The organism is Streptomyces sp. R41 (genome assembly GCF_041053055.1).
GTDB lineage: Bacteria > Actinomycetota > Actinomycetes > Streptomycetales > Streptomycetaceae > Streptomyces.
Window position 1 is genome coordinate 1,680,818 of record NZ_CP163443.1, and the last position, 17,757, is coordinate 1,698,574.

The following is a 17,757-nucleotide window of genomic DNA, read 5'->3' on the forward strand; positions in this document are numbered from 1 at the left end:
TTGCGTCAGGGCGCCTGGAGGTCGACCAGTTTGGCCAGCGCCTCGCGGTGGGCGCCCGCCGTGCCGTACGCGATCGAGTCCGCCTTCGCCCGCTTCAGGTACAGGTGCACGGGGTGCTCCCAGGTCATGCCGATCCCGGCGTGCAACTGGAGCGCCTCCTCGGCGGCATGGACGGCGACCGGTGCCGCGTACGCCTGGGCGACGGCGACCGCCACGTCGACGTCCTCGCCGCCGGTGGCGAGCGCGTCGGCCGCATTGCGGGCCGCGGCACGCGTGTTGACGACCTCCAGCCACAGCTGGGCCAGCCGGTGCTTGAGCGCCTGGAAGCCGCCGACGGGTCGGTTGAACTGCTTGCGCTCCTTCAGATAGCGGACCGTTTCCGTCAATGACCAGTCGGCGAGGCCGAGTTGCTCGGAAGACAGGAGGCCGGCACCGGCGCGCAGGGCACGTCGTACGGCCGCAGAGGCGTCGGAGGTCACCAGCAGCGCACGCGCCCCGTCGAAGGTGACCTTCGCGACCGGCCGGGTCAGGTCCAGGGACACCTGCGGAGTGATCGTCACCGCATCCGCGTTCACCGCGTACAGCGCGCCGTCCTCCGCCGGAACCAGCAGCACATCGGCGGCCGCCGCGTCCGCGATCCCGGTCAACTCCCCGTGCAGGGAACCGTTTTCATGGCGTACGGCTTTGAACACCACGCCAGGAGCCGTCGCGAAGGAGACGGCGAGCACCCCGATCGTACGGCCGGAGGCAAGCCCCGTCAGCAGCTGGGCGGCCGCCTCGCCCTCGCAGGCCAGCAGCGCCTCCGTAGCGACGACGGCGCTCGTCAGATACGGCACGGGAGCGACCGCGCGCCCCAGCTCCTCCAGGACCACGGCGACTTCGCGGTGGGAGGCGCCCTGGCCGCCCAGCGACTCGGGCACGAGCAGACCCGCCAGGCCCATCCCGTCCGAGAGTGCCTTCCACAGCGCGGGGTCGTGCGCTGTGCCGGATTCCGTGCGGGCGATGACGCCCGGCGCGTCGCAGTGGTCGGTGAGGAGGTCGCGGACGGCGGCGCGCAGCGCCTCTTCCTCCTCCGAGTAGAGCAGATCGGTCATCGAGCCAGGTCCTTCCAGGCGACGTCCTTGTCGGTGCGCGGCTCGGACGGCAGTCCCAGGACGCGTTCGGCGACGATGTTGAGCAGGATCTCGCTGGTCCCGCCCTCGATGCTGTTGCCCTTGGAACGGAGGTAGCGGTAGCCGGCGTCGCGGCCGGTGAAGTCGACCAGTTCCGGCCGGCGCATCGTCCAGTCCTCGTACAGCAGGCCCTCCTCACCGAGGAGTTCGACCTCCAGGCCGCTGATCTCCTGGTTGAGACGGGCGAAGGCGAGCTTCATGCCGGCGCCCTCGGGGCCGGGCTGGCCGACAGCGAGCTGCTGGCGCAGGCGTTCGCCGGTGAGCCGGGCGACCTCGGCCTCGACCCACAGCTTGAGCAGGCGCTGATGCAGGTCGTGCGTGCGCAGCTCCGGGCGCTCGCGCCAGGTCTTCGAGACCGGGCCGATCATGCCGCCCTCACGGGGCAGCCGCATGCCGCCGATGGCGACGCGTTCGTTGTTCAGCGTGGTCTGCGCGACCCGCCAGCCGTCGCCGACCTCGCCGAGGCGCTGGGAGTCGGGGACGCGGACGTCGGTGAGGAAGACCTCGTTGAACTCGGCCTCGCCGGTGATCTGCCGCAGCGGGCGGACCTCGACGCCGGGGTCGGTCATGTCGCAGATGAAGTACGTGATGCCGGCGTGCTTGGGCACGTCCGGGTCGGTGCGGGCGATGAGGATGGCCCAGCGGGCGAGGTGGGCGCTGGACGTCCACACCTTCTGCCCGTTGACCACCCAGTCGTCGCCCTCCCGCACGGCGCGGGTGCCGAGCGCGGCCAGGTCGGAGCCGGCGCCCGGCTCGCTGAACAGCTGGCACCAGACCTCCTCGCCCGTCCACAGGGGCCTGAGGTACCGCTGCTGCTGCTCCTCGGTGCCATAGCGCAGGATCGTCGGCGCGGCCATGCCGAGGCCGATGCCGATGCGCCGCGGGTCGTTGTCGGGCGCGCCCGCGGCCTCCAGCTCGGCGTCCACGACGGCCTGGAGGGTGCGCGGGGCGCCGAGTCCGCCGAGGCCTTCGGGGTAGTGCACCCAGGCGAGGCCCGCGTCGAAACGGGCCTTCAGGAAGTCCACCCGCTCGGTCGTCGCCGGCGGATGTGCCGCAAGCAACTCCTGTGTGCGGCGGCGCAGTTCAGCGGAGTCGGTCATGCGGCTGCTCCGTTCTCGAGGGAGGGCACCACGGCGACACGCCCCGTGGTGACACCGTCGGCGACCCGCTGCACGGCCGCCGCGGCACCGCTCAGCGGCACCCGCTCGCTCACCAGCGGCTTGATCGCACCCCGCGCGGCCAGTTCGGTGAGCCGCTCGTGGCAGTGCTGGACCAGCTTCGGGTTCTTGGTGTTGTACAGGCCCCAGTGCAGGCCGAGGATCGAGTAGTTCTTCACGAGGGCGTGGTTCAGCGCCGGGCTGGGGATCGTTCCGCTCGCGAAGCCCACGACGACGATCCGGCCCTCGAAGGCGACGACCTTGGCGGACTGGGCGTATGCCGCGCCGCCGACCGGGTCGTAGATCACGTCGGCGCCCCGGCCGCCGGTCGCCTCCTTCACCGCGGCGACGACGTCCTGCGTACGCCGGTCGATGACGACGTCGCAGCCCAGCTCCCGTGCCACGGCTGCCTTGTCGGCCCCGCCGACCACGCCGATGACGTTCGCGCCGGCCGCCTTTCCGAGCTGCACGGCCGCGCTGCCGACCCCTCCGGCGGCAGCGTGGACGAGCAGCGTCTCGCCGGCTTCCAGCCCGGCGCGCCGGTGCAGACCGAACCACCCCGTCTGGTAGCCGATGTGCAGGGCGGCCGCCTCGGCGTCGTCGAGGGCGTCGGGCGCGGGCAGCAGCGCTGCGGCGTCCGCGACGGCGTACTCGGCGAATCCGCCGGACGGCAGCGCGGGATTGGCGAGCACACGGCGCCCGTCCTCGGTCTCGCCGCAGATCTCCACGCCGGGCGTGAACGGCAGCGGGGGCCTGACCTGGTAGTGCCCCCGGCACATCAGCGCGTCCGGGAAGTTGATGTTCGCCGCGCGCACCTTGAGCAGGACCTGGCCCTCGCCGGGCTGCGGACGCTCCACTTCCTGGAGCTGCATCACCTCACTCGGCTCGCCGAGCTCGTGCACTTGCCATGCCTGCATGCGGGGCCTCCACGGGACTGCTCTGTCTGATCGGGCTCGACCGCATACTAAGCGGTCGCTTGCCCATCAGGGAACAGTCGCGTCCGTCACGCGACGACCGGGCCCCCTACGACCGGGCGGGGCGGGCCCGCACATGCATCCGCTCCCCCTGCGGCCCGAACAGGCTCAGAAACTCCACAGGCCCCTCCCCCGTCGACCCGAACCAGTGCGGTACGCGGGTGTCGAACTCGGCGGCCTCCCCGGGACCGAGCACCACGTCATGCTCGCCGAGCACGAGCCGCAGCCGCCCGGAGAGCACGTAGAGCCACTCGTAGCCCTCGTGTGTGCGCGGTTCCGGTTCCATCGACCGCTGGGGTTCGAGCACCTTGAACGCCTGGAGTCCGCCGGGCTGCCGGGTGAGCGGCCAGTGCGTACGGCCGTGCATCACGATCGGCTTGGACCGCACCCGCGGATCACCCACCTCAGGCGCCCCGACCAGCTCGTCGAGAGGCACTCGGTGGGCGCGGGCGATCGGCAGCAGCAGCTCCAGGCTGGGTTTGCGCAGCCCGGACTCCAGACGCGACAGCGTGCTCACGGAGATGCCGGTCGCCTCGGACAACCCCGCGAGCGTGGCGCCCCGCTCCTTCCGGATCCGCCGCAGTCGCGGCCCGACCTCGGCCAGCACCTCGTCCGTCTGGCTCGTCTCCGCGTCATCACTCATGGCAATATTGCAGAATCAGCAAAGCCATTTGTCAATTCGGCCGCGGTCGGGCGACCTTCTCCGTGGAGGTGGTCACCATGACCGAGACATACGAAGCGGTAGTCATCGGCGGCGGCGCGGCGGGGCTGTCTGCCGCGCTCGTGCTGGGGCGCGCCCGGCGCCGCACGCTCGTCGTCGACGCGGGCGAACCGCGCAACGCGCCCGCCGCGCACATGCAGGGCTATCTGACCCGGGACGGCATGCCGCCCGCCGAGTTCCTCGCCGAGGGACGGCGCGAGATCGAGGGGTACGGGGTCGAGCTCGTCCGGGACCGCGCGGTGGACGTCGTCCGTGACGACGCCGGGGAGTTCGACGTCGCCTTGGCGACCGGGCCCACGGTGCACGCGCGCCGGCTGGTCGTCACCACCGGCCTGGCCGACGAGCTGCCGTCGGTACCCGGCGTCGCCGAGCGCTTCGGACGGGACGTCGTGCACTGCCCGTACTGCCACGGCTGGGAGGTCCGCGACGAGGCCTTCGGCGTGCTGGCCACTACGCCGATGAGCGTGCACCAGGCGCTGATGGTGAGCCAGTGGTCGAAGGACGTGACGCTGTTCCTGCACACGGTCGGCGAGGACGAGCTGTCGGACGAGGATCGACGCAGGCTCGCCGCGGCCGGTGTCGCCGTCGTGCCCGGCGAGGTCGCGGGACTGGTGGTCGACGGCGACCGGCTGACCGGCGTGCGCCTGGCGGACGGCACGGCACACGACCGCTCGGTGCTGTTCGTCGCGCCCCGCGCCGTCCCGCGCACCGGCCTGTTCGAGCGGCTGGGCGCCGAGCTGCGGGAGACGCCGTTCGGCACGTATCCCGTGGTCGACGAGACGGGACTGACGACCGTGCCCGGCGTCTGGGCGGCGGGAAACGCGATCGGCTTCGCGGAGCAGGTCGTGAACGCGGCGAGCGGCGGATACCGGGCCGCGGCAACGCTCAACGGAGAGCTGCTGCTCGCGGACCTCGACGCCGCCGTCGAGCGGGGGCAGAACTAGGGCCTGTCTCCGCGTCTCCGCGTCTCCGCGTCTCCGACATGATCCGCGGGACAGGCCCTGGACCCCCGCCGTATCTGTACGCGCGTGGAGCCGGACCGTGCCTGTACGAATCTGGCCCCGGTCCGGGCCCGTACGGCTGTGAACCCGGTCCGCGCGCGTACGGCTGTGGACCCGACCGAGCCCGTACGGGTGAGCCCCTGAAACCGTGCCCGTACGGGTGTGGACCCGGCGTCCGCGTTGCACCATGGCTGCATGCTGCTGAGCCGGCTCGCTCATGTGTCCCAGGAGGTCGCCGCCACCTCGGCGCGATCCCGGAAGATCGCGTTGCTCGCCGAGCTGTTCCGGGACGCGGAGGCGGACGACGTGCCGATCGTCATCCCGTATCTGGCGGGCCGCCTGCCACAGGGGCGGCTCGGCATCGGCTGGAAGATCCTCAGCCGGCCGGTCCCTCCGGCGCCGGAGCCTTCCCTCACGGTGCGGGAGGTGGACGCCCGGCTGTCGGAACTGGGCACGGTCACCGGCGCCGGCTCGCAGGCCGAACGGGCGCGCCTGGTGGGCGAGTTGATGGCGGCGGCCACCGAGGACGAGCAGCGCTTGCTGTTCGGGCTGATCAGCGGCGAGGTACGGCAGGGCGCACTGGACGCGGTCGCCGTCGAGGGTCTCGCCGAGGCCACCGGCGCGCCCGGCGCGGACGTACGACGAGCGGTGATGCTCGCCGGCTCGCTGCAGACGGTGGCACAGGCACTGCTGTCCCACGGCCCGCAGGCGCTCGACGACTTCCGGCTCACCATCGGCCGACCGGTGCTGCCGATGCTGGCGCACACGGCGGGGTCCGTCTCCGAAGCGGTCGAGAAGCTGGGCGCGTGCGCCGTCGAGGAGAAGCTCGACGGCATCCGCGTACAAGTCCACCGCGACGGCGACGACGTACGGATCTACACCCGCACCCTCGACGACATCACCGACCGTCTGCCCGAACTCACGTCCGCGGCGATGGAGTTGAAGGGCGAGCGATTCATCCTGGACGGCGAGGTGATCGCGCTGGACGAGGACGGGCGGCCGCGCTCCTTCCAGGAGACGGCCGGGCGCGTGGGCTCGCGCGTGGACGTGGCGACGGCCGCGAAGACCGTGCCCGTCTCCCCCGTCTTCTTCGACGCGCTGTCCGTCGACGGCCAGGATCTGCTCGATCTGCCGTTCACCGAGCGGCACGCGGAGCTGGCGCGGCTGGTCCCCGAGCCGATGCGGGTGCGGCGCACGCTCGTGGACGGCCCCACGGACCTCACCGCGGCGGAGCGGTTCCTCGCCGACACCCTGAAACGCGGCCACGAAGGCGTCGTGGTCAAGGCCCTCGACGCCCCCTACAGCGCGGGCCGGCGCGGCGCCTCCTGGCTGAAGGTCAAGCCCGTGCACACCCTAGACCTGGTGGTCCTGGCGGCCGAGTGGGGTCACGGGAGGCGCACCGGCAAGCTGTCCAACCTGCACCTCGGCGCGCGCAACGCGGACGGGTCCTTCGCGATGCTCGGCAAGACGTTCAAGGGCATGACCGACGCGATGCTCACCTGGCAGACCGAGCGTCTCCAGGAGCTCGCCGTCGAGGACAACGGCTACGTGGTGACCGTACGACCGGAACTCGTCGTCGAGATCGCGTACGACGGTCTGCAGAAATCCACCCGCTACCCGGCCGGCGTCACTCTCCGCTTCGCCCGTGTCGTGCGCTACCGCGAGGACAAGACCCCGGCCGAGGCCGACACCGTCGCAACACTGCTCGCCGCGCACCCGGAGGTCACCCCGTGAGCGGGAAGCGGAGCGCCGGGATGTTGTTGTTCCGGCACACCGACCGCGGTCTGGAGGTGTTGCTCGGCCATATGGGTGGGCCGTTCTTCGCGCGGCGCGACGCCGGGGCCTGGACCGTGCCCAAGGGCGAGTACGAGCCCGACGAGGCCGCCTGGGACGCGGCACGCCGCGAGTTCCAGGAGGAACTGGGGCTGCCGCCGCCCGAGGGCGAGGCCGTCCCGCTGGGCGAGGTCACACAGACCAACGGCAAGGTCGTCACGGCCTGGGCGGTCGAGGCCGATCTCGACCCGGCGACCGTCGTCCCCGGCACCTTCGAGATGGAGTGGCCGCCGAAATCGGGACGGCGGCAGGAGTTCCCCGAGCTGGACCGGGTGGAGTGGTTCGACCTGGACCGCGCCCGGGCGGTGATCGTGAAGGCGCAGGCGGAGTTTCTCGACCGGCTCGCGGAGCACTCGGGCTGAGACATCGGGCCGCGGGTCCGGGGCACCCGCCCGAGCGCCTCGTCCCACGAGGGACAGCCTTCCGCGTTGCGCCGCACCGCGCCGCGCGGGAGGGTCGAAGCACAGCCCGTATACAGGAGGTCGGCCATGCCTATCGCAACGGTGAACCCGGCGAACGGCGAGACGCTCAAGACGTACGACGCCCTGGGCGCCGAAGAGATCGAGCGCAGGCTCGCGGCCGCCGAAGCCGCGTTCCGTACCCATCGCACCACGTCCTTCGCCGAGCGGGCGCGGCTGCTGCACAGGGCCGCCGACCTGCTCGACGAGGAGCAGCAGGACATCGGCCGGGTGATGACCACGGAGATGGGCAAGCCTGTCAAGCAGGCGCGTGCGGAGGCAGCCAAATGCGCGAAGGCGATGCGCTGGTACGCCGACCACGCCCAGGGGCTGCTCGCCGACGAGGAGCCGGCCGACTCCGACGTCAAGGACTCCGGTGCCTCCCGCGTCCTCGTGCGCTACCGGCCGCTGGGCCCGGTGCTGGCCGTCATGCCGTGGAACTTCCCGCTGTGGCAGGTGATCCGGTTCGCCGCGCCCGCGCTGATGGCGGGCAACGTAGGCCTGCTCAAGCACGCCTCGAACGTGCCGCAGACCGCCCTCTACCTGGAGGAACTGTTCCGCCGGGCGGGCTTCCCCGAGGGCTGCTTCCAGACGCTGCTGATCGGCTCGGGCGCCGTCGAGGACGTCCTGCGCGACCCGCGCGTCAAGGCGGCCACGCTCACGGGGAGTGAACCGGCGGGCCGGGCGGTCGCCTCGGTCGCCGGGGACGAGGTCAAGAAGACGGTCCTGGAGCTGGGCGGCAGCGACCCCTTCGTCGTCATGCCGTCCGCCGACCTCGACCGGGCCGCGAAGATCGCCGTGACGGCGCGTGTACAGAACAACGGGCAGTCGTGCATCGCCGCCAAGCGGTTCATCGTGCACACCGACGTGTTCGACGCCTTCACCGAGCGGTTCACGGCGGGCATGCGGGCCCTGAAGGTGGGCGACCCGCTGGACGAGGAGACGGACATCGGTCCGCTCTCCACCGAGCAGGGCCGCAGCGACCTTCAGGAGCTGGTCGACGACGCGGTGGAGAGCGGCGCGACCGTCCTGTGCGGCGGCGAACGCCCCGAAGGCTTCCGGGACCGCGGCTGGTACTACGCGCCGACCATCCTGACCGACATCACCCCCGAGATGCGCATCCACCAGGAGGAGGCCTTCGGGCCCGTCGCCACGCTCTACCGCGCGGCCGACCTGGACGCGGCGGTGGCCCTCGCCAACGACACCCCGTTCGGGCTCAGTTCGAACGTCTGGACGCGCGACGGGACCGACGTGGACCGGTTCGTCCGTGATCTGGAGGCGGGCGGCGTGTACGTCAACGGGATGACGGCGTCCCACCCGGCGTTCCCGTTCGGCGGGGTGAAGCGATCCGGCTACGGGCGTGAGCTGTCGGAGCACGGAATCCGCGAGTTCTGCAACATCACCACCGTATGGCACGGAGCGTGAGCGTTCCGCAGCTACGATCCCCTCTGTGAACCGCGAAGTGACCCTGCCTCTGATCGTCGACGACCGCGGCACGTTGCAGGTGGCGGCCGCCGACGTCAGCAAGCTGCTGCGCACGGTGGGCGGCCGGTGGCTGCATCTGGTGGAGGCCGGCCAGGACGGGCTCGACGAGGACACGGTGGCGGCGCTCACGATCGAACTCGCCAAGCTCGCCGACCGCATCGACGTGGCCTGCATCGCGCACAGCAGTGGGACGACGGCCGACTGACCATGCGTCAGGGCTTCCCCGCAGACCTGTTCACGGCGGGTCCGGTCGCTCTCTACGCCACCCGCTGGTCGAGCTCCCACAGGGCGTGCCAGAACTTCGCCTCGTAGGCCTGGAGCAGCCGCCCGTAGCGGAGCACCGCGTCTTGCGAAATCTGTCCGGTGTCGATTCCCGCCTGCACCGCTGCCTGCGCCTTCAGCTCCAGGTCCGGCGCGGGCTCGGCGAAGAAGTCGAAGAAGGCGCAGGCCTCGTCGGCGAAGCCGTAGTGGCGGCGCAGGGACTGGGCGATCGTCGCGCAATAGCCGCCCCATGCCGCGAAGTTGGCGCTGAGCGCGAGCACGACGTCGGCCGGTGAACCGTTCAGGGCGAGCCAGGCGACGTATGCGGGATAGGTCTGGCAGTCCTCGAGCGGTTCGTACGCGGCCGCCCATGCCTCGTCGGCCCCGACCGCGGCGGCGTACGCACCGAGCCGATCCTGGGCCAGGGCTTCACCCTCCGCGAGCATTTCGAAGAAGGCGGCGCTCTCCGGCGCGGCTGCCGCGGCCTCGGTGCCGGCCGCGGACCGTTCGGCCAGACGCAGGAACGCCCGGCGGTCCGCGGCGATCACATGGCGCTGCTCGAGGGCGAGTGCGGCGAGGGTCGAGCGCCGCGCCGCGCCCCGGGCGATCAGGGGCAGAAGCCTGTTGGCGTGCGGGTCCGGGGCGAGTTTCCCGGTCGTGCTCTCCAGCAGTTCCCTGGCCGTCCGCGTCATCGCTGCTCCTTCGGTTCGACGGTCCCGGGGCCCTTTCCACCAGGGTCCCACGCCATCCCAAAGTTCCCCGGAATGGAGTAATCCGACGCGATATCCGAGCGCAGCCGGGTGATCGTGGGTGGACCACCGGAGGACGAAGAGTTCCCCGGAAGGCGGAAAGAAGGCGTGCTCCATGGCGACTTTGTGCAGACCCTCGGTCTCGGTTCCGGAACATGTCATCACGATGGAGGAGACGCTGGAGCTGTGCCGCTCCCGTCACGCCGACCACCCACAATTGCCTCTGGCGCTGCGCCTGATCGAGAACACGGGCGTCGCCACCCGGCACATCGTGCAGCCCATCGAGGAGACACTGAAGCACCCGGGCTTCGAGGAGCGGAACAAGGTCTACGAGAGCGAGGCCAAGGCCCGCGTCCCCGCGGTGGTGCAGCGGGCGCTGGACGACGCCGAGCTGCTCACCACCGACATCGACGTGATCATCTACGTGTCGTGCACCGGGTTCATGATGCCCTCGCTCACTGCCTGGCTGATCAACTCGATGGACTTCGGCAGTGACACCCGGCAGATACCCATAGCCCAGCTGGGCTGCGCGGCCGGCGGTGCCGCGATCAACCGGGCACACGACTTCTGCAAGGCGTACCCGGACGCCAACGCTCTCATCGTGGCCTGCGAGTTCTGCTCGCTCTGCTACCAGCCGACCGACCTCGGTGTCGGCTCGCTGCTCTCCAACGGACTCTTCGGCGACGGCATCGCCGCCGCGGTCGTCCGCGGCAAGGGCGGCACCGGCATCAAGCTGGAGCGCAACGGCTCGTACCTGATCCCCAAGACCGAAGAGTGGATCATGTACGACGTCCGGGCCACGGGCTTCCACTTCCTGCTCGACAAACGGGTGCCCGGGACGATGGAACCCCTCGCCCCCGCGCTCCACGCCCTCGCGCGGCAGCACGGCTGGGACGCCTCCGACCTGGACTTCTACATCATCCACGCGGGCGGCCCCAGGATCCTCGACGACCTCAGCAAGTACCTCGAAGTACCGCCCGAGGCCTTCCGGTTCAGCCGGGCCACCCTCACCGAGTACGGCAACATCGCCAGCGCCGTCGTTCTGGACGCGCTGCGCCGGCTGTTCGAGGAGGGCGGCGCCGAGCACGCCGCGCGCGGACTGCTCGCGGGATTCGGCCCCGGCATCACCGCCGAGATGGCGCTGGGCAGCTGGCACGACGCGAGCGACGAGACGGTGTGACGGGCATGAGCGAAGACACCATCGCCGAAGCACTGCCACCCGTCCGCCCCTGGCCGGCCCTCGACCTGACCGGCGTGGACTTCGACCCGGTCCTCACCGAGCTCATGCGGGAGGGCCCGGTCACCCGGATCCACCTGTCCAACGGCGAGGGCTGGGCGTGGCTGGTGACGCGGTACGACGACGTGCGCATGGTGGCCAACGACGCCCGGTTCAGCCGTGAGGCGGTCATGGACCGGGAGGTCACCCGGCTCGCCCCGCACTTCATCCCGGACCGCGGCGCGGTGGGCTTCCTGGATCCGCCCGACCACACCCGGCTGCGCCGGGCGGTGGCCGCCGCCTTCACGGCGCGCGGCGTGGAGCGGGTGCGGGAGAAGTCCCGGCGAATGCTCGACGAGCTGGTGGACGAGCTGCTCCAGGACGGGCCGCCCGCCGACCTCACCGCGACGGTCCTGAGCCCCTTCCCCATCGCGGTCATCTGCGAGCTGATGGGCGTTCCTGCCACCGACCGGCAGGCCATGCACACCTGGACCCAGCTGATCCTGTCCTCCTCGCACGGTGCGGAAGTCAGCGAGAGGGCCAAGAACGAGATGAGCGCGTACTTCGCGAAGCTCATCGGCGATCGGCGCGACAGCACCGGCGAGTACGTCACCTCGCTGCTGGGCGCCGCCGTGGGCCAAGGCGAGATCGCACCGGAGGAGGCCGTCGGGTTCGCCGTCCTCCTCCAGATCGGCGGCGAGGCGGTCACCAACAACAGCGGCCAGCTGTTCTACATCCTGCTGGCCCGCCCGGACCTGGCCGAACGGCTGCGGGCCGAGCCGGAGATCCGCCCCCGGGCCATCGACGAGCTGCTCCGCTACATCCCGCACCGCAACGCGGTCGGGCTGTCGCGGATCGCGATGGAGGACGTGGAGATCAGAGGCGTACGGATCCGGGCGGGCGACGCGATCTACGTGTCGTACCTGGCCGCGAACCGCGACCCGGACGTCTTCCCGGACCCGGAGACCATCGACTTCACACGCACCCCCAATCCGCACGTGGCGTTCGGCTCCGGCCCGCACTACTGCCCGGGCGGGATGCTGGCCAGGTTGGAGTCCGAGCTCATGGTCGACGCGCTGCTCGACCGGATGCCGGGGCTGCGGCTCGCCGTACCGCCGGATCAAGTTCCCTTCAGGAAGGGCGCGTTGATCCGTGGCCCCGAGGCCCTGCCCGTGACGTGGTGAGCGGCCGATGACCACGACCGAAGGGCTGCTCGTGCCGCCGGGGCACGGCCGCGTCGTGCAGACGCCCGCGCAACACGTGACGTTCAAGGTGACCGGCTCGCACTCGCGCACGGCGTCCACCTTCGAGGTGCTCGTGCCGCCCGGCTTCGACGTCGGCGCCCATGTGCACACGCGCAGCGAGGAGCTGTTCTACGTGCTCGAAGGCGAACTGGACGTGCTCGCCTTCGAGCCGCGCGTACGGACCCCCGACCACTGGCAGAAGTGGGAGTCCAGCTCGGGCAGCCGGGTGGTGCGGGCAACCCCCGGCACGGTCATCGTCGTACCCCCGGGCTGCCCGCACGCCTTCTCCAACCCCACGGAGACCCAGGCCAAGATGTTCTTCCAGGCGTCACCGCCCCCGGACCACGAGCGGTACTTCGAGGAACTCCTGGAGATCCTCGGGTCGGGGGGGCCGCCCGACCATGCGGCGATCGAGGAGCTGAGGGCCAGGTACGACATCGAGCAACTCACGCCACTCAAACACCGATGAGGTGAAGCGCCCTTCAGGGCACGAGGCTGTGACATTGTGCGGCTCCGCCGCGTGGGCGCCACCGGCCACATACGGCCCGCAGCCCGCGTGGGACCTCTACCGGATGGGCATCCCGGACAACGTCCGCGCGATCACCAGTCGCTGAACCTCGCTCGTCCCCTCAAAGATCGTGTAGATGGCCGCATCCCGGTGCATCCGCTCCACGGGGTACTCCCGGGTGTACCCGTTGCCACCGAGGATCTGGATCGCCTGCGCGGTCACCTTCTTCGCCGTCTCACTGGCGAACAACTTCGACATGGACCCCTCGGCCGCGGTGAACGGCTTGCCGTTGACCGCCATCCAGGAGGCGCGCCACACGAGCAACCGCGCCGCGTCGATCGACGTCCGCATGTCGGCGAGCTGGAACGCGACACCCTGGTTGTCGATGATCGGCCGCCCGAACTGCTCACGCGTCTTCGCGTAGTCGAGGGCAACCTCGTACGCGGCCCGAGCGGTACCCACCGCCATGGCACCCACCGCCGGGCGGCTCGCCTCGAACGTCGCCATCGCGGCGTTCTTCACGCGCTCGCCGCCCGCCTTGGCGCGCTCACGGGCACGGGCCAGGCGCTCGTCGAGCTTCTCCTTGCCGCCGAGAAGGCAGGAGCCGGGGATGCGGACGTTCTCCAGGACGACCTCGGCGGTGTGCGAGGCGCGGATGCCGTGCTTCTTGAACTTCTGACCCTGCGAGAGGCCCGGCGTGTTCGGCGGGACGATGAAGGAGGCGTGGCCCTTGGAACCCAGTTCGGCATCGACCACGGCCACGACCACGTGGACGTTGGCTATGCCGCCGTTGGTCGCCCAGGTCTTCGTGCCGTTCAGGACCCACTCGTCCTTGGCCTCGTCGTAGACGGCACGCGTGCGCATGGAGGCGACGTCGGAACCGGCGTCGGGCTCGGAGGAGCAGAAGGCCGCGACCTTGACATCGTTGGCATCGCCGTACATCTGGGGGATCCAGGTGCCGATCTGTTCCTCGGTGCCGTTGGCGAGGACGCCCACGGCGGCGAGGCCGGTGCCGACGATGGAGAGGGCGATGCCCGCGTCACCCCAGAACAGCTCCTCCATGGCCATCGGTATGCCGAGGCCGGTGGGGTCGAAGTACTGCTGGGCGTAGAAGTCCAGGGAGTAGATGCCGACCTTCGCGGCCTCCTGGATGACCGGCCAGGGAGTCTCTTCGCGCTCGTCCCATTCGGCGGCCGCGGGGCGGATCACATCGGCGGCGAAGCCGTGCAGCCAGTCCCGGACCTCCTTCTGTTCGTCGTTGAGCTCCATGGTGAACTCGGCCATGTCCCCTCCAGCGCTGCACTAAAGTGTTACTTGCGGTAACTGGAGTGTGTTACCGACCAGTAGGAAAAGTCAACTCCCGAGCCGCGCTCGGCAGCCCGTTCGATACCCATACGCCGATGAGTGTTAGTTTGCGCAGGCGTCACCGAATCACCACGGGTGGGGAGAGCACATGGACACCACACAGCGGACCGATCAGCAGAGGTCCGCCGACCGCCGCCGACGCGAGCTGCTGGAAGCCGCCGACCGGGTGGTGCTCCGCGACGGCCCCGGGGCCTCGATGAACGCCATCGCCGCCGAGGCGGGCATCACCAAGCCGATCCTGTACCGCCACTTCGGCGACAAGGGCGGACTCTACGCCGCGCTCGCCAAGCGGCACACCGACGCCCTCCTCGGAGCGCTGCGGGCCGCGCTGGACGCGCCGGCCGAGCGCCGGGAGCGGGTCGAGTCGACGCTCGATACGTATCTGGCGGCCATTGAGGCACGCCCACAGGTCTACAGGTTCCTCATGCATCCGGCGGAGGGCGGCCAGCCGGGCGACCAGGGCTTCGACGTGGGCAAGCACTCCGCGCCGTTGCTGCGACGCATGGGCGAGGAGCTCGCCGAGGTCATCGAGGAGCGCGTCGACCTCGGCCCCGGCAGCCAGCAGCTCGCCCGGGTGTGGGGCCACGGGATCGTCGGCATGATGCATGCCGCCGGGGACTGGTGGCTCGGCGAACGGCCGTGCTCTCGGGCCGAGTTGGTACGGAGTCTGGCTGATCTGCTGTGGGGTCGCCTGGCCGCGGCGGGGGACAAGATCGGCGGGCCGGGGTTCTGACCCCGGGCAACGGGGGCGCGGGGCCGTGTCATCATGCGGCTCCGCCGCGCGGGCGCGACCAGCCACAACCGGCCCGCGGCCGACCGACAAGGCTGAGCGCCCCGAAAGGGGCGCGGGGCCACGTCATCATCCGGCTCCGTCGCGCGGGCGCGACCAGCCACCGACGGCCCGCGGCCGACAGACAAAGCTCAGCGGCTCCAAGACGCCCGCGCCGCCTGGCGCATGACCCGGCGGCGGCGCCAGCCACGCAGCCGGTCCACGTACACCCCACCGTCGAGGTGATCGCACTCGTGCTGCAGGCACCGCGCGAACCAGCCGGTGCCATGCACGCTCACCGGCTCACCGGTCACGGTGAACCCCTCGACGACCGCGTGGTCGTACCGCTCGGTGCCCGCCTCCAGGCCGGGCAGCGACAGACAACCCTCCGGCCCGCGCAGCACCACACCGTCCGCCTCGACAAGGCGTGGGTTCACCACATGTCCCACATGGCGGACATCCTCGTCGTCGGGGCAGTCGTACACGAAGACCCGGACGGACTCACCGACCTGGTTGGCCGCGAGGCCAACACCCTCCGCGGCGTACATCGTCGCGAACATGTCCTCGACGAGCGCGGCGAGTTGGGGGCCGAACTCCGTGACTTCTTCACACGGGGCGTGCAGGACGGGGTCGCCGAGCAGGGTGAGGGGCCGGACGCGCCCGTGGGTGCCCGGGATGGAGCCGTGTCGCATGGCGGCAAGGGTACGGTCCTTGATGGCGCGCGCATGTCGCGCGGGCACCGTGGTGGTGCCGCGATTCGGGCGCGTGAGTGGATCTCGATAGGCTGAGGCCCACACGGTGCCGGGGGCAGAGGCGCGGCGCGTACGCAAGGAGGATCGAGAAACGATGTCAGGCAACTCGGACCCGCTGACGCCGCGGGCCAAGCTGGCCGTGACGGCGGGCAAGGCGGCAGCGGCCGTCTCGCGTGCCGCCGGACGCGGCAGCGGATCGGTGATCGGCGGCCGGGTGGCACTCAAGCTCGACCCCGACCTGCTGGCCCGGCTGGCCACACACCTGGACGTGATCCTGGTCTCGGCCACCAACGGCAAGACCACCACCACCCGTCTGATCGCGGAGGCGCTGCGCGCCGCGGGCCCGGTCGTGTCGAACGCGCTGGGCGCGAACATGCCGGCTGGTATCACCTCGGCGCTCGCGGGTGGTTCGGACGCCAAGTACGCGGTCATCGAGGTCGACGAGAAGTACCTCTCCGGTGTCGCACGCGACACCGACCCCAAGTGCATCGCCCTGCTCAACCTCTCCCGCGACCAGCTCGACCGGGCCGCCGAGACCCGGATGATGGCCGAGCACTGGCGCGAGGGCCTGGCCGGTTCCAAGGCCGTCGTGGTCGCCAACGCCGATGACCCGCTGGTCGTGTGGGCCGCGTCCTCCTCGCCGAACGTCATGTGGGTGGCTGCCGGTCAGATGTGGAAGGACGACGCCTGGTCCTGCCCGTCCTGCGGCGGTGTGATGCAGCGCCCCGGCGACGACTGGTTCTGCGGCGAGTGCGGCTTCCGCCGTCCGACGCCGACCTGGGCACTGTCCGGCGACCACGTCCTCGACCCGCACGGCTCGGCGTGGCCGATCCACCTGCAGCTGCCGGGCCGCGCCAACAAGGCGAACGCCGCCTCGTCGGCCGCCGTCGCCGCGGTCTTCGGCGTGCCCCCGCAGGTCGCCCTGGAGCGCATGTACCAGGTGCAGGCCGTGGCCGGGCGCTACGACGTGGTGCAGTTCATGCAGCGCGACCTGCGTCTGCTGCTCGCCAAGAACCCGGCGGGCTGGCTGGAGACGTTCTCCCTGATCGACCCGCCGCCGACCCCGGTCATCCTCTCGGTGAACGCGCGCGGCGCCGACGGCACGGACACCTCCTGGCTGTGGGACGTCGACTACACGCGCCTGACCGGACACCCGATCTTCGTTCTCGGCGACCGGAAGCTGGACCTGGCCGTGCGCCTGGAGGTCGCGAACCAGCAGTTCCAGGTCTGCGAGAACCTCGACCAGGCCGTGCAGATGGCACCGCCCGGACGCATCGAGGTCATCGCGAACTACACCGCTTTCCAGGATCTGCGGCGTCGTGTCGGCAACTGAGCCACGGAGGACGAAGAAGATGAGTGACAACAGCCTGCGTCTGGTGTGGATCTACCCTGACCTGCTGAGCACCTACGGCGACCAGGGCAACGCGCTCGTCGTGGAGCGCCGGGCCCGCCAGCGCGGCCTCGACGTGGCCCGCCTCGACGTGCGCAGCGACCAGCCGATCCCGACCTCCGGCGACATCTACCTGATCGGCGGCGGCGAGGACCGGCCGCAGCGGCTCGCCGCGGAGCGCCTGCGCCGCGACGGCGGTCTGCACCGCGCGGTCGGCAACGGCGCGATCGTCTTCTCGGTCTGCGCCGGCTACCAGATCCTCGGCCACGAGTTCGTCAACGACCTCGGCCAGCGCGAGCCCGGCCTCGGCCTGCTCGACGTGGTCTCGGTGCGCGGCGAGGGCGAGCGGTGCGTCGGCGACGTCCTCGCGGACATCGACCCGCGCCTCGGCCTGCCCCAGCTGACCGGCTTCGAGAACCACCAGGGCGTCACCCGCCTCGGCCCCACCGCCCGCCCGTTCGCGAACGTGCGGCTCGGCAAGGGCAACGGCACGGGCGACGGCACCGAGGGCGCGTACAACGACACGGTCTTCGGTACGTACATGCACGGGCCCGTCCTCGCCCGCAACCCGCAGATCGCGGACCTGCTGCTGAAGCTGGCGCTCGACGTGAACGCGCTGCCGCCGATCGACGACCGGTGGTACGAGGCGCTGCGCAACGAGCGCATCGCGGCTGCGCAGCAGCCTGCGTAGACACAGCCGCG

The 17,757-nt window shown here is 71.0% G+C and carries 18 protein-coding genes; 11 read left to right on the forward strand and 7 right to left on the reverse strand.

Annotated elements, in window-relative coordinates:
* Positions 1-5: 5 nt before the first annotated feature.
* From AB5J53_RS07925 to AB5J53_RS07940, 4 genes are all read right to left on the reverse strand, one after another.
* Complete coding sequence (locus AB5J53_RS07925) at positions 6-1,094, reverse strand: acyl-CoA dehydrogenase family protein (protein WP_369244898.1); 1,089 nt, start codon at positions 1,092-1,094, stop codon at positions 6-8.
* On the reverse strand, positions 1,091-2,272 hold the full coding sequence (locus AB5J53_RS07930) for an acyl-CoA dehydrogenase family protein (RefSeq protein ID WP_369244899.1): 1,182 nt from the start codon (positions 2,270-2,272) through the stop codon (positions 1,091-1,093). Before AB5J53_RS07930 ends, AB5J53_RS07925 begins: the two co-directional genes overlap by 4 nt.
* Positions 2,269-3,246, reverse strand: coding sequence for an NADPH:quinone oxidoreductase family protein (locus AB5J53_RS07935; protein WP_369244900.1), 978 nt, complete (start codon positions 3,244-3,246; stop codon positions 2,269-2,271). The genes AB5J53_RS07930 and AB5J53_RS07935 overlap by 4 nt, the downstream gene beginning before the upstream one ends.
* A 106-nt stretch (positions 3,247-3,352) precedes the next feature.
* Positions 3,353-3,946, reverse strand: a complete 594-nt coding sequence (locus AB5J53_RS07940; RefSeq protein WP_369244901.1) for a helix-turn-helix domain-containing protein — start codon at positions 3,944-3,946, stop codon at positions 3,353-3,355.
* Between the two features lie 77 nt (positions 3,947-4,023).
* Between AB5J53_RS07940 and AB5J53_RS07945 the strand changes: the two genes are divergently transcribed.
* The 5 genes from AB5J53_RS07945 to AB5J53_RS07965 all read left to right on the forward strand — a co-directional run bounded on the left by AB5J53_RS07945 (position 4,024) and on the right by AB5J53_RS07965 (position 9,006).
* A complete protein-coding gene (locus AB5J53_RS07945; RefSeq protein WP_369244902.1) occupies positions 4,024-4,968 on the forward strand; it encodes an NAD(P)/FAD-dependent oxidoreductase in 945 nt (314 codons plus the stop codon).
* A gap of 252 nt (positions 4,969-5,220) precedes the next feature.
* Positions 5,221-6,759, forward strand: coding sequence for an ATP-dependent DNA ligase (locus AB5J53_RS07950; protein WP_369244903.1), 1,539 nt, complete (start codon positions 5,221-5,223; stop codon positions 6,757-6,759).
* A 20-nt stretch (positions 6,760-6,779) separates the two neighbouring features.
* The gene (locus AB5J53_RS07955; RefSeq protein ID WP_369252106.1) at positions 6,780-7,220 is read left to right on the forward strand and encodes an NUDIX domain-containing protein; all 441 of its coding nucleotides are present in this window, start codon (positions 6,780-6,782) and stop codon (positions 7,218-7,220) included.
* A 126-nt stretch (positions 7,221-7,346) separates the two neighbouring features.
* Complete coding sequence (locus AB5J53_RS07960; RefSeq protein ID WP_369244904.1) at positions 7,347-8,741, forward strand: NADP-dependent succinic semialdehyde dehydrogenase; 1,395 nt, start codon at positions 7,347-7,349, stop codon at positions 8,739-8,741.
* Between the two features lie 25 nt (positions 8,742-8,766).
* On the forward strand, positions 8,767-9,006 hold the full coding sequence (locus tag AB5J53_RS07965; RefSeq protein ID WP_362014975.1) for a DUF6213 family protein: 240 nt from the start codon (positions 8,767-8,769) through the stop codon (positions 9,004-9,006).
* A gap of 52 nt (positions 9,007-9,058) precedes the next feature.
* On the opposite strand, the gene AB5J53_RS07970 is transcribed toward AB5J53_RS07965, so the two are convergent.
* Complete coding sequence (locus tag AB5J53_RS07970) at positions 9,059-9,754, reverse strand: transcriptional regulator (RefSeq protein ID WP_369244905.1); 696 nt, start codon at positions 9,752-9,754, stop codon at positions 9,059-9,061.
* Between the two features lie 172 nt (positions 9,755-9,926).
* On the opposite strand from AB5J53_RS07970, the gene AB5J53_RS07975 reads away from it, so the two are divergent.
* The 3 genes from AB5J53_RS07975 to AB5J53_RS07985 are packed head-to-tail and all read left to right on the forward strand — an operon-like array spanning position 9,927 to position 12,740.
* On the forward strand, positions 9,927-10,991 hold the full coding sequence (locus AB5J53_RS07975; RefSeq protein WP_369244906.1) for a type III polyketide synthase: 1,065 nt from the start codon (positions 9,927-9,929) through the stop codon (positions 10,989-10,991).
* A gap of 5 nt (positions 10,992-10,996) precedes the next feature.
* On the forward strand, positions 10,997-12,211 hold the full coding sequence (locus AB5J53_RS07980) for a cytochrome P450 (protein ID WP_369244907.1): 1,215 nt from the start codon (positions 10,997-10,999) through the stop codon (positions 12,209-12,211).
* Between the two features lie 7 nt (positions 12,212-12,218).
* Positions 12,219-12,740, forward strand: a complete 522-nt coding sequence (locus AB5J53_RS07985) for a cupin domain-containing protein (protein ID WP_369244908.1) — start codon at positions 12,219-12,221, stop codon at positions 12,738-12,740.
* A 96-nt stretch (positions 12,741-12,836) separates the two neighbouring features.
* Here AB5J53_RS07985 and AB5J53_RS07990 read toward each other — a convergent pair whose 3' ends face one another.
* On the reverse strand, positions 12,837-14,063 hold the full coding sequence (locus tag AB5J53_RS07990) for an acyl-CoA dehydrogenase family protein (protein ID WP_369244909.1): 1,227 nt from the start codon (positions 14,061-14,063) through the stop codon (positions 12,837-12,839).
* Between the two features lie 169 nt (positions 14,064-14,232).
* Here AB5J53_RS07990 and AB5J53_RS07995 point away from each other — a divergent pair, with 169 nt between their 5' ends.
* A complete protein-coding gene (locus tag AB5J53_RS07995; protein ID WP_369244910.1) occupies positions 14,233-14,877 on the forward strand; it encodes a TetR family transcriptional regulator in 645 nt (214 codons plus the stop codon).
* Positions 14,878-15,065: 188 nt separating this feature from the next.
* On the opposite strand, the gene def is transcribed toward AB5J53_RS07995, so the two are convergent.
* Positions 15,066-15,605, reverse strand: coding sequence for a peptide deformylase (gene def / locus AB5J53_RS08000; RefSeq protein ID WP_369244911.1), 540 nt, complete (start codon positions 15,603-15,605; stop codon positions 15,066-15,068).
* Positions 15,606-15,759: 154 nt separating this feature from the next.
* Here def and AB5J53_RS08005 point away from each other — a divergent pair, with 154 nt between their 5' ends.
* Entirely contained in the window at positions 15,760-16,998 is a 1,239-nt protein-coding gene (locus tag AB5J53_RS08005) for a MurT ligase domain-containing protein (RefSeq protein ID WP_369244912.1), read from the forward strand.
* A gap of 19 nt (positions 16,999-17,017) precedes the next feature.
* Positions 17,018-17,746, forward strand: a complete 729-nt coding sequence (locus AB5J53_RS08010; protein ID WP_369244913.1) for a type 1 glutamine amidotransferase — start codon at positions 17,018-17,020, stop codon at positions 17,744-17,746.
* Positions 17,747-17,757 lie beyond the last annotated feature (11 nt).

Coding starts and splice junctions, on each gene's coding strand:
- AB5J53_RS07925 (WP_369244898.1), bottom strand. CDS start 1,094: ATGACCGATCTGCTCTACTCGGAGGAGGAAGAGGCGCTGCGCGCCGCC.
- AB5J53_RS07930 (WP_369244899.1), bottom strand. CDS start 2,272: ATGACCGACTCCGCTGAACTGCGCCGCCGCACACAGGAGTTGCTTGCG.
- AB5J53_RS07935 (WP_369244900.1), bottom strand. CDS start 3,246: ATGCAGGCATGGCAAGTGCACGAGCTCGGCGAGCCGAGTGAGGTGATG.
- AB5J53_RS07940 (WP_369244901.1), bottom strand. CDS start 3,946: ATGAGTGATGACGCGGAGACGAGCCAGACGGACGAGGTGCTGGCCGAG.
- AB5J53_RS07945 (WP_369244902.1), top strand. CDS start 4,024: ATGACCGAGACATACGAAGCGGTAGTCATCGGCGGCGGCGCGGCGGGG.
- AB5J53_RS07950 (WP_369244903.1), top strand. CDS start 5,221: ATGCTGCTGAGCCGGCTCGCTCATGTGTCCCAGGAGGTCGCCGCCACC.
- AB5J53_RS07955 (WP_369252106.1), top strand. CDS start 6,780: ATGTTGTTGTTCCGGCACACCGACCGCGGTCTGGAGGTGTTGCTCGGC.
- AB5J53_RS07960 (WP_369244904.1), top strand. CDS start 7,347: ATGCCTATCGCAACGGTGAACCCGGCGAACGGCGAGACGCTCAAGACG.
- AB5J53_RS07970 (WP_369244905.1), bottom strand. CDS start 9,754: ATGACGCGGACGGCCAGGGAACTGCTGGAGAGCACGACCGGGAAACTC.
- AB5J53_RS07975 (WP_369244906.1), top strand. CDS start 9,927: ATGGCGACTTTGTGCAGACCCTCGGTCTCGGTTCCGGAACATGTCATC.
- AB5J53_RS07980 (WP_369244907.1), top strand. CDS start 10,997: ATGAGCGAAGACACCATCGCCGAAGCACTGCCACCCGTCCGCCCCTGG.
- AB5J53_RS07985 (WP_369244908.1), top strand. CDS start 12,219: ATGACCACGACCGAAGGGCTGCTCGTGCCGCCGGGGCACGGCCGCGTC.
- AB5J53_RS07990 (WP_369244909.1), bottom strand. CDS start 14,063: ATGGCCGAGTTCACCATGGAGCTCAACGACGAACAGAAGGAGGTCCGG.
- AB5J53_RS07995 (WP_369244910.1), top strand. CDS start 14,233: ATGGACACCACACAGCGGACCGATCAGCAGAGGTCCGCCGACCGCCGC.
- def (WP_369244911.1), bottom strand. CDS start 15,605: ATGCGACACGGCTCCATCCCGGGCACCCACGGGCGCGTCCGGCCCCTC.
- AB5J53_RS08005 (WP_369244912.1), top strand. CDS start 15,760: ATGTCAGGCAACTCGGACCCGCTGACGCCGCGGGCCAAGCTGGCCGTG.
- AB5J53_RS08010 (WP_369244913.1), top strand. CDS start 17,018: ATGAGTGACAACAGCCTGCGTCTGGTGTGGATCTACCCTGACCTGCTG.